The sequence below is a fragment of the Baaleninema sp. genome (genome assembly GCF_049974805.1).
GTDB lineage: Bacteria > Cyanobacteriota > Cyanobacteriia > Cyanobacteriales > Geitlerinemataceae > Baaleninema.
In genome coordinates this window covers 1,853-17,300 of sequence record NZ_JBNGCO010000024.1, presented here as the reverse complement: position 1 = coordinate 17,300, position 15,448 = coordinate 1,853, and the positions used below count along the sequence as shown (strand labels likewise).

Sequence of the window (15,448 nt, the reverse complement as noted above, 5' to 3'; positions counted from 1 at the left end):
TTCTCAAGCTCGCTACCATCGCGCCCCGTAGAGCGTAAATAGTTCTCCCGGTTTCGTTCTCAGCCGGGAAGTTCCGGTCGATCGCACCAATTTTTCCCAATCCTTCAACGGTTCCAGAAACACTTCCGCCCCGAGATAGGTTTCCAGAATCGCCCAGTCTTCCGCCAGTTCCGAATCGGGATCGATCGCGTCGAAAATAAACTGTCCGCCGGGTTTGAGGACGCGGCGCACACTGTTAATCACCCGTTCCCAATACTCGAGAGGATAGTAACAACTGACCCCAGTAGAAATCACCAAATCAAAGAAATCGTCCTCGTAATCCTCAAGATGGTGGGCGCCGCCTTGGGTAACGCTTTTGAAGAGTTTAGAGTTGAGTTGGGGGGCGCGGGATTTGAGGGCGTCGCCAGCCACCGAACTGATATCCCGTCCGTAAAATAAGGCTTGCCAACTCGTCCAGGGATAAATCAAAAAACTGACGCCACAGCCGAGATCGAGACAGCGTTGGTTTTTCTTCGGTTTGGCAATTTCCCAAAACGGCGAGGCGATACGCTGTTGAAGTTTTCCCGTCGTCCACTCGCGAAAAACGGGCATCGCTTCCACTTCATCAGGAAGATCGACAGCTTCGCCGCTGTATTCTCGGTTGTAGCGTTTAGCAACGCGATCGATGCGATCGGACAAAGACATTAGACAATTTTGTAAACCAGCTCAGCAACCCACCTCTTACCGTCCCCCTTTCAGAGCTTTGGTAAAGTTTTGGCGATAGGACTTATTGGCGACGACGAGAACCGGCCACAACAGGGACAGGGTAATTTGGTTTCCCAACCCCCGCTCGAAATTGGTGCGGTGGAATCCTTGCCAGAATTTCCAGACTCCGCCCGCATAAACCGCGATGAGAACTAAACCAATGAGAGTAGACATACCGGTTAAGGCTAACAAACCGTGCGATCGAACTCGATTTCTAGTGTACTCGACTTTTACAGCGAACAGTGAGACCCCGGGTGATGATGGGACGATGGGACGAGGGGATGAATTGTAGGGTGATGAATCGTAGGGTGCTGTGACGCGGGCGCAAAAATGTGGCGGAAATCCGGAAAATGGAATTCCCGCGTCACGCACCACCCCCACCGATCTCTTGCATCACCCACGGGTATCTCAAAAACCGATGTAATGGAAGTGGCTGATAAAGATGAGAGAGTTTGCGATACTGGACATTTAACCGCCTCTTTATCATTTTCCTGAACTCTCAATACCGTTTCATCTCAAAAGTTTCCCATGAACGATACCGTCCTCGACGTTCGCCACTTACAAGTTCAATTTCAAACCGACGATCGACTCGTTCGAGCGGTGGACGGGATCGACCTACAAGTGCAACGAGGTCAAACCCTGGGAATTGTCGGCGAGTCGGGATCGGGTAAATCGGTCACGTCTCTGGCCGTCATGGGACTGGTTCCGACGCCCCCCGGCCGCGTGACGAACGGCGAAATTTGGTTTTCCGACCCCCTGTTTCCCAATCTTCCCCCTGTCGATTTGCTGCGTCTGTCACCGAAACGCCTGCAATCTTACCGAGGGGGGCGCATCGCTACGATTTTCCAAGAACCCATGAGCGCCCTCAATCCGGTGTATACCATCGGTTTTCAAATGATTGAGGCGATTCGACTCCATCAAAAGGTTACGACCGAACAAGCCAAACAACAGGCGATCGCCCGTTTGCAAGAAGTGCAACTTCTCCCCGACGAGGACAGCTTGCGAGAACAAGCGATCGAAGAATTGCGCCAAACCGCCGGGGATAAACCTCCCAAACGGGACGTTCTCAAACAGATCGAACGGCGCAAACAGGCGATGCTCGATCGCTATCCCCACCAACTCTCCGGCGGACAACTGCAACGGGTGACGATCGCCATGGCCGTGTCCTGCGATCCCGCACTCCTCATCGCCGACGAACCCACCACCGCCCTCGATGTGACCGTTCAAGCCACTATCCTCAACCTGTTGCGGGAACTGCGCCAACGCCATCAAATGTCGATGATTTTCATTACCCACGACTTGGGCGTGATTGCAGAAATCGCCGATACGGTGGCGGTAATGTATCGCGGAAAAATCGTCGAAACGGGGTCGGTGCGCGACATCTTTACCCGTCCCCAACATCCCTACACCAAAGGACTCCTCGCCTGTCGTCCCCAGCCCGAGCGACGCCTGCGCTTTCTTCCCACCGTGGCGGATTTTATGGAAAGTCTGGCTGTGGAAAACGGCGAAGCCAATTTACGAGAAACCCAAGAAACCCCTTCAGCGTCAACCGCTACAGAATCGGACATTCCCGAAGCTCGTCGCGAGGAATCCCAGGAAACGCAACCGTCTTCGGCTGAGGCGACGACGCCTCCTTCGTCTCAATCCCCCGTTCCCCAAGAGGCGATCGTGTCGGATTTGGAAATGGCGCAACGACTGGCTCACCTGCAACGTCAAACGCCCCTGTTAGAAGTCAAGGATTTACAAGTGGGCTACCCCGTTCGAGGCTTGTTCAGACGGGCGCGACGGTACATGATGGCCGTCAACGGCGTTTCGTTTCAGGTGTATCCGGGGGAAACTTTGGGCTTGGTGGGCGAGTCCGGTTGTGGGAAAACCACCCTCGCTCGTACCTTGCTGCGCTTGGTGGAACCCATGAGCGGCGATATGTTGTTTGAAGGGCGCAATGTCTCGAAGTTGACGCAGAAGCAGTTGCGGTTTTTGCGTCGGGATATGCAGGTGATTTTTCAAGATCCGTTTAGTTCCCTCAATCCCCGGATGAGCGTGGGGGCGGCGATTCTGGAACCGATGAGGATTCACGGGTTCGGACGCAGCGAAACGGAACGGCGGGAACGAACGGCGTGGTTGTTGGAACGGGTGGGGTTGAGTCCCGATTGCACGAACCGCTATCCTCACGAGTTTTCGGGGGGACAGCGACAGCGAGTCTGTATCGCTCGCGCGTTGGCGTTGAATCCGAAGTTCGTGATTTGTGACGAGTCGGTGTCCGCCCTCGATGTTTCGGTGCAGGCGCAGGTGTTGAATTTGTTGAAGGAACTTCAAGGGGAGTTCGGACTGACGTATATTTTTATTTCCCACGATTTGAGCGTGGTTAAGTTTATGAGCGATCGAATTATGGTCATGAATCGCGGCAAAATTGAGGAAATCGGTGCCGCCGATCGCGTGTACCGGGAACCCCAGCAAGCCTATACCCAGCAACTCATCGCCTCGATTCCCAAAGGGTATCCCGTCGAAGCCTTTCCGCGATCGTCCTAACAGCGCAACTTCTCTGAGGCTCGATCGGAGATTAAAGATTCCTAACAAATTCTACCCAATATTACTGACTAGCTATATAGTGGCATTGAGAGCGTTAGGAGAAAAAGTCACTATGACTGTTCGCGCGACGACCCATCCGTTAAAAACCCACGGGATTACCTTAACCAGTAACATCACGAGTACCACGGTGACGGGCGATCGAATTTCCCGCCTCGAAACCTCTCCCGATCCCGGCGAATCCTCGGTTCACTTGGAATTTAAAGTGCAACCGCAATCGGGAACGTCGGACATGGCTTGCGGCGCGGAGGAACTCGATTTCATCCTCGAAGCCGACGACGCCGTCGAACTGGGGGTTTCTCTGCTGGAAATGGGATTGGGTCAAACCGATCGATCCCGCTTGCAAGAAATTTTCGATCGACTCTCCCATTTAATTTCTCATTGATAGTCTGTTAAAATCCTGCGGTCAAAAAACGCAGAAATCGACCGATTTATCAAAAGGCCAAAAGAGCGATCGCCTTTGAACTTTTGGGATTGAGAACCTCTCCTTCAAGGATTGCAATCTGACAAGAACTCCGATTTGGAATACGACTTTAAACGCACTCAAAACCCCGAGCTATTAAGAAGTTCGGGGTTTTGTGCTGACTTTTTTTGCAAATTTTTATTTAGTGTTTTTTGGGTAAATTTTGTTTCTATTGCTTAATAAAAGCGATTTTATATAACAAAAAATAGTATTTTTATGCATAAAAAATATAATTTTTAGATCGCAAAACCAAAGCTTTGAATTTTGGAGATTGTTATAAATATTTATAATTCGCCAACAATTGTGGCGATCGCCTGGAGGCGAAAACTTTACCGAATCTTTCAATTTGTTTCCCCAACGACGCAGACCCGTTAATATCGTGAATAGAGTTATCGAACCACGGGCGCGTAAAAAGCGTTACGGAGCCATATTAGCCACGGTTAGGGGAGTGCAATCATGAAAAGCCGACCATTATCGCCGCCAATCTGGGGTTATCTCGCCGTTGCGTTAGGGACAGCCCTAACGAGTCCCGTCGAAGCCAAAGAAGCCAAATCGATCGAACCCGATGTCAAACCCGCTTCCAACATCCAGAGAACGCTGACAACCAAACAGTTAGAAAGCGTTTTCGAGCAACAAGGCGCCAATCCCGGCGACCTCCGCCGCGCCGACGCCCTGAACCTATCTACACCTGAATCCGAACCGAATCCAGAAGAATCTCTCGCCGAAGCCGAAACCGAGAGCGAAGCCGTCGCTCAAAGTGGCGACGAGACGAGACGGGGACGAACCACAGGCGGTCTGTTCTTTGAATTTAACGAACCTTCAATTATTCAATCGTTCAAAGGGCCGATTCCCAACCAATCGCCCATCGTCTACGATACAGAACTCCTCGAAAGCATCGATTACGGATTGCTCCTCGGGAGTAGTGACGTGGGAATCTCCAACGCCCCAGGCGTTTACGGCGGCCTGCAACTGGGCTATCGTACCGCAGGGGGTCGATCGCTCGTCCTGTCCGGTCAAGGGGGCGAATACATCGCCGGAGGCGCTCTCACCTACACCCAAGCGGCACTGGTCGGCGACGAGTACCGAGTGGGATATCGCCTGCGGGGTGGCTTTACCAACACCCGCGACAACGCCTTCCTCAGCGACGAAGACGACGACGACGTGCGGGAAGTCTACCTTCCCATCGGCGACGAACACGAACCCTGGGTCAACCGCCTCGGCTTTGAAGGACAAGTCTTTATCCCCATTAGCAGCGACGGCGATACCGTCCTGATGCCGGGAATCAGCTATCAAAAAATTCGCATTCAAAACCGAGCCTTTACCGATAACCTCTACGCCGTTGACGAAGAGGGAAACCGTCTCTCTGTCAGCGACAACGGTAAAGACGACCTGCTGTTACTGAGTCTCTTCGCCCAGCAAGACAACACCACCCGCGACGAATACGGATTTCCCATCCGAGGCAACCTGTTCCAGTTCGGCACCGAACAGTCCGTTTCCATCGGAGATTCCAGCGTCGATTTCAACCGTCTCAGCGGCGCGTACATTCAATACATCTCCCTCAACGACGACGCGCCCCACACCCTGATTCTGGGCCTTCAAGGCGGCGCCATCATTGGCGATGTACCGGGCTACGAAGCCTTCAACTTGGGCGGTTTCGACTCCGTGCGCGGCTTCACTACGGGAGACGTGGGAACGGCGGAAAGTTTCCTCCAAGGTCGCCTGGAATACCGCTTTCCTATTTTCTCCTGGGAAGACGGCTTGTTTGAGAAAATGCGCGGTTTGGTGGCGGTGCAATACGCTTCGGATTTGGGTACGGGTGGAAACGTCATCGGCGAACCGGCCGAAGTCCGCGATAAACCCGGCGACGGCTTCGGTTTCAGCGTGGGACTTCACTTCTTAAACGTGGATTTTCCCATCGTTCCGATTGTCGAAACCGTTCGCATGACGGCAGGGGTGAGCGATCGAGGCGATTTTTCCTTCTACTTTAGCCTCGGTCCGACCTTCTAAACGGCAAACCCGAACGCCTATCAAATCTCAATCTTTGCATCTCGGGGGCGATCGCAAGGCATCGCCCCTTTTTCGTGCAGACACGATAGAATCAAGCCAATCGGGAAAGTCTCACCGCCCCTGGCAACAGTCAAGACATCTATGTTTTTCAACCTGTTCTTAATCTTCATTTTTATCTCGTCGCTGCAACCCCTCGTCCAAAGACGCATTACCGAAGCTCGCCGTTTGGCGGCAATTCAAGGATTCGAGCAACGGCGGGGCAGTCGGGTCATTTTGATGATTCATCGCCAGGAATCCATTAGTTTGCTGGGGATTCCCATTTCTCGCTTCATCAATATCGAAGATTCCGAACGAGTGCTGCGGGCGATTCGCCTGACGCCTCCCGACGTTCCCATCGATTTGATTCTGCACACACCGGGAGGCTTGGTTTTGGCCACCGAACAAATTGCCAGAGCGTTGGTGCGTCACCGGGCAAAAGTGACGGTTTTCGTTCCCCACTATGCCATGAGTGGCGGTACCATGTTAGCCATGGCTGCCGACGAAATCGTAATGGACGAAAACGCGGTGTTGGGACCGGTCGATCCTCAGTTGGGAAATGTGGCGGCGGCCAGCGTGTTGAAGGTTCTCGACGACAAACCCATCAACGCAGTAGACGACCAAACCCTTATGACGGCGGATATGGCGAGAAAGGCGATTCGCCAGGTGCAGAAATTCGTGAGAACTCTCCTCGAAGACAATTTTCCGAAGCAGAAAGTCGATCCTGAGAAGATCGATCGAATCGTCGAAACTCTGACTACGGGAGTCGTCACCCACGATTACCCCATTTCCGTCGAAGAAGCTAAAGAAATGGGATTGCCCGTGACGGAAGGACTTCCCTCGGAAATCTACAGTTTGATGGATTTGTACCCGCAACCGATGACGGGGCGGCCGTCGGTGCAATATATTCCCATGCCCTATCAGGGTCGTCCGTCGCTGCCGGAAGGCACGCAACGGGAATAGTTTCGGCGGTTTGGTTCTCTATCGAGATCCCCGGCATCTCCAAGATGCCGGGGATCTCCCAAGTTTTTCGCCAGAAAGCCGCGATCTCAAAAACAGCAATTGTCCGGAACTTTTCGATCGAACTGGGGATCGAGAACAGAGGAGAACCATACAACCTCGACTTCTCCGATTCCCTCCCCCCGCCCAGCATCCATGAACGATTTACCATCCATTTGTGCCTGTTGTTTGCCCGTTTCCGTCACGACAAAACGCCGTACCCTACAAGTATCGATCGCCCTAGCCTTGAGCTTTGCCCTCCTCGAATGGATAACCAGTCGCCTCAGTCACAGCCTGTCTCTGCTGGCGGATTCCGGTCATATGGCGATCGATGGTTTGGCCTTGGCGTTGGCACTGTGGGCGACTTGGAAGCTGCGACGACCGACGCAATCCCCCGGAAAACGGGAAATCTGGGCGGCTTTGGTTAACGGACTCAGCCTGTTTGTCATGGCTGCTTTAATCGCCGTCGAAGCCTTACATCACTGGCACGCCCCGCCGACAGAGATTCTCAGTTTGCCCATGTTGGGCGTTGCCATCTTAGGCTTGATGGTAAACGGCATCAGTGCAGCCTTGTTGCACCGCGACAGCCAGCGCGATTTGAACCTACGGGGGGCATTTTTACATATTGTCGCCGATCTGTTGGGGTCGGTGGGGGCGATCGCCGCCGCGATCGCCATTTACTGTTTTGATTGGCATTGGGTCGATACGGCTGTGGGGTTCGGCATTTCTGCCCTAATTGCTGTCAGTGCCTTTCCCGTGGTACATCAAAGTTGGCAAGCCTTGCGGTCGGGTTCGGTGTCTTCGGAGGCGGCAACGCCCCTAGAAGCTTCGGGATGGATGGAACTGGGTACAACCGATCTCGCCCAGCAGATTCGCGCCAAGTCTGAAGTTCCTATTAACTTTCCATCGAAGGAATCTCCTACTTGACGGGCGACTTTATAATAATCTCCGACTCGAACCGCTAACGATTGTCGATCGAACTCTCACGCAACTATGAATAAAGTCATCTATTCTACAGATAACGCCCAAGTCCGCATCGAAGACGATCGCACGGGCATGAGCTTGGAAACCCTCAAACGGGCTTTTGCCGACCATCTCTTCTACCTACAAGGAAAAGACGAATCGATCGCCACTCTTAAAGACTACTACTGCGCCCTCGCCTACATGGTGCGCGATCGACTCCTCCACCGCTTCATCAAAACCACCCGCACCTACCGCGAAGAAAACGTAAAAGTCGTCTGTTACCTGTCCGCCGAATTCCTCATGGGGCGACATCTCGGTAACAACCTCGTCAACCTGGGTTTGGACGAAAAAGTCCGTCAAGTCGTCGAAGACTCCGGCCTCGACCTCGACGAACTCATCGAACAAGAAGAAGACCCCGGCCTCGGAAACGGCGGTTTGGGGCGTCTGGCTGCCTGTTTCCTCGACTCCCTCGCCACCCTGGAAATTCCCGCCATCGGCTACGGTATCCGCTACGAATTCGGCATCTTCCATCAAATGATTCGAGACGGATGGCAAGTAGAAGTCCCCGATAACTGGCTGCGGTTCGGCAACCCGTGGGAAATCGCCCGTCCTGAAGATACCGTTGAAGTCAAACTCGGCGGCCATACCGAAATCTACCACGACCCCAAAGGAAATTATCGCGTTTGCTGGATTCCCGATCGCACCGTCATCGGCATTCCCCACGATACCCCCGTTCCCGGCTACGACACCAACACCGTCAACCCCCTGCGCCTCTGGAAAGCAGAAGCCAGCGAAGAATTCAACTTCGACGCCTTCAACGCCGGAAACTACGATCGCGCTGTCGCCGAAAAAATCGACTCGGAAACCATCTCCAAAGTTCTCTACCCCAACGACAACACCCCCCAAGGACGAGAACTGCGTCTGGCGCAACAGTACTTCTTCGTCTCAGCCTCGTTGCAAGACTTGATTCGCATTCACCTGCGAACCCAAGACAGCCTGGAAAACTTCCACGAACGGTTCGCCATCCAACTCAACGATACCCATCCCGCTGTCGCCGTGGCCGAACTCATGCGCCTGTTACTCGACGAACACGGCTTAGACTGGGATACCGCCTGGAACATCACCCAACAAACCTTCGCCTACACCAACCACACTTTACTCCCAGAAGCCCTCGAACGCTGGTCGGTCAAGCTGTTCGAGCGTCTGCTTCCCCGTCACTTGCAACTGATTTACGAAATCAACCACCGCTTCCTCGAAGACGTGCGCACTTGGTTCCCCGGCGACGACGAACGAGCGTCGCGTCTCTCGATTATTGAGGAAGGCTACGAAAAACAAGTTCGCATGGCGCATTTAGCCTGTGTGGGATCTCACGCCATCAACGGCGTGGCGGCGTTACATACGGAACTGCTCAAAAGCGACACCCTGCGCGATTTCGCCGTTCTCTGGCCGGAAAAATTCTTCAACAAAACTAACGGCGTCACCCCTCGCCGCTGGATTCTCTTGAGCAACCCGGAACTGGCGTCGTTGATTACGGATAAAATCGGCCGAGGCTGGCTGAAGGATTTAGATGAAACCCGCAAGTTAGAAGCCTTCATCGACGATGCGGAATTCTGTCAGCGGTGGCGGGAAATCAAACACATCAACAAGCAGCGTTTGGCGAGTTATATTAAAGCGACGCGCAATATTGATGTCGATCCGAATTCGCTGTTCGACGTGCAAGTGAAACGGATTCACGAGTATAAACGCCAGCATTTGGCAGTGCTGCACATCATCACGCTCTACAACCGCATTAAACGCAATCCTAATATCGATATTTTGCCGCGCACGTTTATTTTTGGCGGGAAAGCTGCGCCGGGTTATTTTATGGCGAAACTCGTCATTAAACTCATCAACGCCGTGGCGGAAGTGGTGAATAAAGATCCTGACGTTCGCGGACGGTTGAAGGTGGTGTTTTTGCCCAATTTCAATGTTTCTCTGGGTCAGCGAATTTATCCGGCGGCGGATTTGTCGGAGCAGATTTCTACGGCTGGAAAAGAAGCTTCGGGAACGGGTAATATGAAGTTTGCGATGAACGGGGCGCTGACGATTGGAACTCTCGATGGTGCGAATATTGAGATTCGCGAAGAAGCGGGAGAAGAGAACTTCTTTTTGTTTGGATTGACGGCGAAAGAGGTTTACGAACTCAAGGCCGGCGGTTACGATCCGATGGAGTATTATGACAATAATATGGAGCTGCGTTGGGCGATCGATCGAATTGCGAAAGGCGATTTTTCACCGGGAGAGCGCGATCGCTTTAAACCTATTGTGGACGATTTACTCGGTCGCGATCCCTATGTTCTGTTGGCAGACTATCAGTCTTATATTGAATGCCAAGAACAGGTCAGTAAAGCCTATCGCGATGTAGAGAGTTGGACGAAAATGTCGATTCTCAACGCTTCTCGCATGGGTAAATTTTCCAGCGATCGAACCATTAAGGAATACTGCGAGCAAATTTGGGGCGTCCAACCTACCCCCATCGAACTCGAGGAATATTCTCAAGAAGAAGCCGTCTTAAAAGTTGAAACCATCAACGGCGAACCGAAGGCTTAATCTACTGTTTCGATCCCCTAGCGATCGTGCGATCGCTAGGGGATTTTTTGACTGGCAAAATCTTGACAATAAGCCAAAAATATGATAAAAATCCATTCGATAGAAATTCGAGAGATTGCACCGATGGCGTAAGGAAACGCCCTCAATGTTTGAGATTCGGATTCCGTATAATTTCCCGTAACGGCGTTGTTATGGGACGCTGCGAGGGGTTCTATCGATCGCAATGTTCGTCTTGCGCCTTCCGCACCACCCCCAACAAAGTCGAAACGATGGTACAGCGTTTGTTTCGATCGCCGTCTCGACTCACGAGGGTGACGCGGCCGAGTTGTCCGTGAGTGCGACCCCGTTCGTCAAAGCGAACCCGCCGCCAGCCTCCAGATTCCCGTAAAGTCGTATTGTCTTCGTCAAAACGAACCTGCGGCGACAAACTGTCCCAATAAACGGGATCGCCATCGGCCCGATGAACGGAAAACTCGATCCGTTCCTCCCGTTCTCGAAAACTAACCTGCCAAATGCTTTTCTGCATTGTCGCGCGGTTTTGGGCAGTACGGAAGGCCAGGTAGACGCTTTCGTTGGCGTCGCTGAGTCGCTGTCGGTTGACGAACGCCAGCCAACCCGGTGCGACGATGGCTGTGAGAATGCCAATCAGCGTCACCACCACCAATGTTTCAACAACGGTAAATCCGGACGCCCCCTGACAATGTGGCTCGATCGACATAGATGCAACCCCGAGACGGGTCAAACAATTTGAGCCGACCCTACCCGATCGATCGACCTCCGGCAAACCGAAATCTTACGGAATTGCCAGAATTCTCTAAGTTGCGCGTTTTTTCGTAAAATCGCTGTCGGTTTCCGGTTCACCTTCTTCCTCGGGAACGAGGTCGTAAATTTTATCGAAGCGAAAATCGTTCACCCAAACCGTTAACGTCTCCGTTAAAAATGCCAACTCTTCCGGAATCTCTCCAATTAACGCCCGAACGACCGCTTCGTTAGCCGACATCGCTCCCTGTCGCAACTGGGCGCACCACTGAGGCGGCATCGCGGCCAAATCCTCCGCTGTCAGTTCCGGTATCTTCTGCGCGACGTCCGATCGATCGTCATCTACCCTCTCGTACAGATAAGAAACCCCCAAATATCGGGCGATTTTCTCGAAAACTTCCTCTTCCCGAAAGGGCTTGCGAACGAAATCGTCGCAACCGACTGCTAAAACCGACGCTCGCTCTTCTTCAAACGCACTAGCCGTCAGTGCAACGATCGCTCTCGGACTCGCCGAACCCGTTGCCTTCTGTTGCGCTTTAATCTGCCGCGTGGCCTCGTAACCGTCCATCACGGGCATCCGAATATCCATCCAAATTAAATCCGGTTGCCACGCTTTCCATTGTTCGATGGCCGCCTGTCCGTCTTCAGCCCCTCGCACCTCGAACCCCGTCAACTCTAGCAATTTCACCAAAAACTGGCGGCTTTCTCGGCGATCGTCGACGACTAACAAACGCGGCGCCGGGCGATCGACCGCCAAACCGACAACGCGGCGTTTTGGCGTTTCGGAATCCTCCTCGATCGATATGGCTTGAGTTTCCACCGTCACCGCAATATCGAACTGGGCGATCGTCCCCACGCCTCGAACGCTGTCGAGGGCGATATCTCCCCCCATCAACTGCACCAACTGGCGGCTGATGGGCAACCCCAACCCCGTCCCTTCCTCCGATCGATACCCGGTTTGCGTTTGCACGAACGCCTCGAAAATCATGTCTAACTCCTCCGGGGGGATACCGAGGCCGGTGTCTTCCACCTCGAAATACAACTGCACTCGATCGCCACTCTGCGGCGTCGCCCCCACCCGCAACGTCACACCCCCAGATTCCGTAAACTTAATGGCGTTACTGAGTAAGTTAATTAACACCTGGCGCAACTTCCCTTCGTCCGTGCGCACGCAAGACGGTACGTCGTCGCTACAGAACACCTCGAAACTCAACCCCTTGGCTTGGACACGCCACATCAACATCTCCTGTAACCCCTGCAACAGTCGATCGATCTCCAGGGGGGCTTCCTTCAACGACACTTTCCCCGCCTCGATTTTCGACAGTTCCAGCACGTCGTTAATCAACGTCAGCAAATGTTCGCCGCTGCGGCAGATAATCCGTAAATACTCTTGCTGTTCCGCCGTCAGTGTTTCGTCCCGTTCCATTAACTGGCTAAACCCTAAAATCGCGTTTAACGGGGTTCGCAGTTCGTGGCTCATTTTCGCTAAAAACTGGCTTTTGGCGCGGCTAGCCCCTTCAGCTTGGCGGCGGTTGCGAATTTCTTCCTGTAAACGACGGTTTCGATCAGCCAGCGCCTGTGTCAAGCGTCGCATTTTTAAATGCAATTGTAACCGCGCCAGCACTTCGTCCCGTTCAAACGGTTTCGTAATATAATCGACCGCCCCCAATGACAAACCTTTGACTTTATCGACAGAATCGGAAAGCGCACTCATGAAAATCACGGGAATTTCCCGCGTCAGGGGATTGTTTTTCAACCGACGGCAGGTCTCGAACCCGTCGATTCCCGGCATGAGAATATCGAGAATGATTAAATCCGGAAGCTGTAACGCCGCCACGCGCAGCGCACTTTCCCCATCTTGAGCTACGCGCAGCGAAAATCCCGCCGCTTCTAAATGAGCCGCCAAAACACTAAGATTCGTGGGATTGTCGTCTACGATGAGAACGACCGCAGTGGGTTGGGGTTCGAGAGTCATCGATCGATAAACCAGGAATTTGCCACGAAAATCGCCGCAATCGAACTATACTAACTCGCTGATGGGATGATGGTACGATCGAGATCGTGGATATTTTCTCCCCCTCTCCCTATCTCCTCATCTCCGTCCGACGAGCCAATAAGTGGTCATTTCTCCTTTTCCTTTAACAGAGACTAAACCTCGCTCTTCAAAAATAAACCGATCGACCAGACGACGGTAAGTATCCCCCGTCACTTGAACGCGCCCCGGAATTCCTGTCGATTCCATGCGACTGGCCACATTGACGGTATCCCCCCAAAGGTCGTAAATAAACTTACGAATGCCGATGACCCCCGCCACCACTGCGCCGCTGTTGATACCGATGCGAATTTGAATTGGCGTATCGGCATAGGGCTGAAAGGCTTCGATAGCGTCGAGCATATCTAAAGCCATGTTAGCGATCGCTTCAGCGTGGTCGTCTCGGGGAACGGGAAGTCCTCCGGCTACCATATAAGCGTCGCCGATGGTTTTGATTTTTTCTAACCCATGTTTTTCGGCGAGTCGATCGAAAATCGAGAAAATTTGATTGAGCAGATTGACAATTTCCACTGGAGAAACTCGGGAGGATAGGGCTGTAAATCCCACGATATCCGCAAACAACACTGTGGCGTCGTCAAAGCGATCGGCAATGGCACTTTCGAGTTGTTTGAGGCGATCGACCACCGCTCGCGGCAAAATATTGAGCAGTAAATGTTCGGATTTCTGCTTTTCCGCTTTTAGAGCTTCTTCAGCCAATTTCCGCTGAGTAATATCGTCAAGAACTCCTAAAATCCCGATTACTTCCCCTCTTTCGTTGTGAATGGGCAGTTTGTTAATATCCAGCCACACCCGTTTACCGTCGGGGCCAGTTTTTTGCTTGGTGGCGACCACGTGCAGTTCTGGCGTGTCGGACTCGATAATCCGGCGGTCTTGTTCGCGAAACTGCTCGGCGATCGCAGGATCGGCAAACATATCGTAATCGGTTTTTCCCACCACATCATCGGGACTCCTCAGTTGCGCCGCGTCAGCCCAGTTTTGGTTGCAACCGAGAAAGACTAAATTGGTATCTTTCCAAAACACCTGTTGGGGAATGTTATCGAGAATTAGTCGTAAATACTGTTCTTTTTCCCGTAAAGCCGCCTGCGCGCGAGAGCGATCGTGAATTTCCTGTTGCAGCTTGGCGTTTTGTTCGGCCAGTTGTTCTTGCAGTCGTTTGAGTTTGAGCTGATTTTCAATCCGCGCCAACACTTCCGCAAACTGAAACGGCTTCGCAATATAATCGACGCCCCCCGAGGAAAAGGCTTTGACTTTATCCATTACGTCGTCCAGCGCACTGATGAAAATTACCGGAATACCTTCGGTTTTGGCATTGGCTTTCAGACGCTTACAGACCTCGAACCCATCCGTTTCCGGCATATTGATATCCAGTAAAATCAGATCTGGCGGTTCGGTTTCGGCTACCACCAACGCCATTTTTCCCGTCGTGACGCTGCGGGTTTCGTAGCCTTTCCGCGCCAGCATACGCGAGAGCAACCGTAAATTTTCCGGTCGATCGTCGACGAGTAACAACGTGGCTTTTGGCTCAGTTGGCGAGTCTGGGGGGATGTGGGTCATAGTACCTGACGAAGATGTTCGCTCCATGACTGCGATCGCTCGCGCTGTTTCCCAGCTTTTCCCGGCGTATCCGTCTTCTGAGCGAAGATCGTCCACCGTCGATGCAAATCATCTGCAATTAAGGGGTAACACCCTCTAGGGTAATCTAGGGAGAATCGGTCGGGGAGACCGATCGCCTCGAACTCACTCGCCCCATGCCCCCCTCGTCGCTTTTGGAAGACAAAACTCGAACTGGGGTCGATCGACCGCCTCAACTGTCACGGAAAGCCGTTTGTTCGACGGTTAAGTGTTTTCTATCTTGATAACAAAGTCCGGATTTCGAGAAAGATTTGAAGGCTCGATCGAGTCTTTCTGAACCCCTCTTGTCAAACTGAGTTTTCTCGATTAGACTCAATGAAATTTTAATTTATTTCTCGTTTGTGAGGATAGATTTGTGATAAAAAATGCCAAAAACCTAACTTTAATAACTTCTGTGTTAACCCTCGCTTCGTTTGTGTTAGCACTCGGGATTCAACCGGCCATGGCTGGACGCGATCGCACGGCAGAGATCGATCGAGAGAGTCGTTCGATCGCCCAAGCCGACGATGAAGACTTTGTAGAAGAAGAATTTGACGAAGACTTCGAGGACGAGGAGTTTGACGAAGACTTTGTAGAAGAAGAATTTGACGAAGACTTCGAGGACGAGGAGTTTGACG

Annotated in this window: 12 protein-coding genes; 7 read left to right on the top strand and 5 right to left on the bottom strand. The window is 52.5% G+C overall.

Annotation, left to right across the window (positions count from 1 at the left end):
• Positions 1-12: 12 nt before the first annotated feature.
• Positions 13-684 carry a class I SAM-dependent methyltransferase gene (locus ACP5D4_RS06975; protein ID WP_428010906.1) on the bottom strand — a complete coding sequence of 224 codons (672 nt, stop codon included), beginning with the start codon at positions 682-684 and terminating at the stop codon, positions 13-15.
• 36 nt (positions 685-720) lie between these two features.
• Positions 721-918, bottom strand: a complete 198-nt coding sequence (locus ACP5D4_RS06970) for a hypothetical protein (protein ID WP_428010905.1) — start codon at positions 916-918, stop codon at positions 721-723.
• Positions 919-1,272: 354 nt separating this feature from the next.
• Here ACP5D4_RS06970 and ACP5D4_RS06965 point away from each other — a divergent pair, with 354 nt between their 5' ends.
• From ACP5D4_RS06965 to ACP5D4_RS06940, 6 genes are all read left to right on the top strand, one after another.
• The gene (locus tag ACP5D4_RS06965; RefSeq protein ID WP_428010904.1) at positions 1,273-3,273 is read left to right on the top strand and encodes an ABC transporter ATP-binding protein; all 2,001 of its coding nucleotides are present in this window, start codon (positions 1,273-1,275) and stop codon (positions 3,271-3,273) included.
• 112 nt (positions 3,274-3,385) lie between these two features.
• Positions 3,386-3,715: a hypothetical protein gene (locus ACP5D4_RS06960; RefSeq protein ID WP_428010903.1), complete on the top strand. Its 330-nt coding sequence runs from the start codon at positions 3,386-3,388 to the stop codon at positions 3,713-3,715.
• 534 nt (positions 3,716-4,249) lie between these two features.
• Positions 4,250-5,800, top strand: coding sequence for a BamA/TamA family outer membrane protein (locus tag ACP5D4_RS06955; RefSeq protein ID WP_428010902.1), 1,551 nt, complete (start codon positions 4,250-4,252; stop codon positions 5,798-5,800).
• 24 nt (positions 5,801-5,824) lie between these two features.
• Entirely contained in the window at positions 5,825-6,799 is a 975-nt protein-coding gene (locus ACP5D4_RS06950) for an SDH family Clp fold serine proteinase (protein WP_428010926.1), read from the top strand.
• A gap of 192 nt (positions 6,800-6,991) precedes the next feature.
• Entirely contained in the window at positions 6,992-7,762 is a 771-nt protein-coding gene (locus ACP5D4_RS06945; RefSeq protein ID WP_428010901.1) for a cation diffusion facilitator family transporter, read from the top strand.
• 66 nt (positions 7,763-7,828) lie between these two features.
• Complete coding sequence (locus ACP5D4_RS06940; RefSeq protein ID WP_428010900.1) at positions 7,829-10,387, top strand: glycogen/starch/alpha-glucan phosphorylase; 2,559 nt, start codon at positions 7,829-7,831, stop codon at positions 10,385-10,387.
• Between the two features lie 211 nt (positions 10,388-10,598).
• Here the strand turns inward: ACP5D4_RS06940 and ACP5D4_RS06935 are convergent, their stop codons facing one another.
• The 3 genes from ACP5D4_RS06935 to ACP5D4_RS06925 all read right to left on the bottom strand — a co-directional run bounded on the left by ACP5D4_RS06935 (position 10,599) and on the right by ACP5D4_RS06925 (position 14,753).
• On the bottom strand, positions 10,599-11,105 hold the full coding sequence (locus ACP5D4_RS06935; protein WP_428010899.1) for a prepilin-type N-terminal cleavage/methylation domain-containing protein: 507 nt from the start codon (positions 11,103-11,105) through the stop codon (positions 10,599-10,601).
• Positions 11,106-11,201: 96 nt separating this feature from the next.
• A complete protein-coding gene (locus tag ACP5D4_RS06930) occupies positions 11,202-13,121 on the bottom strand; it encodes a response regulator (RefSeq protein WP_428010898.1) in 1,920 nt (639 codons plus the stop codon).
• Positions 13,122-13,238: 117 nt separating this feature from the next.
• The gene (locus ACP5D4_RS06925) at positions 13,239-14,753 is read right to left on the bottom strand and encodes an adenylate/guanylate cyclase domain-containing protein (RefSeq protein WP_428010897.1); all 1,515 of its coding nucleotides are present in this window, start codon (positions 14,751-14,753) and stop codon (positions 13,239-13,241) included.
• Between the two features lie 493 nt (positions 14,754-15,246).
• On the opposite strand from ACP5D4_RS06925, the gene ACP5D4_RS06920 reads away from it, so the two are divergent.
• The coding region (locus ACP5D4_RS06920) for a hypothetical protein (protein WP_428010896.1) at positions 15,247-15,448 on the top strand (202 nt) is incomplete at its 3' end.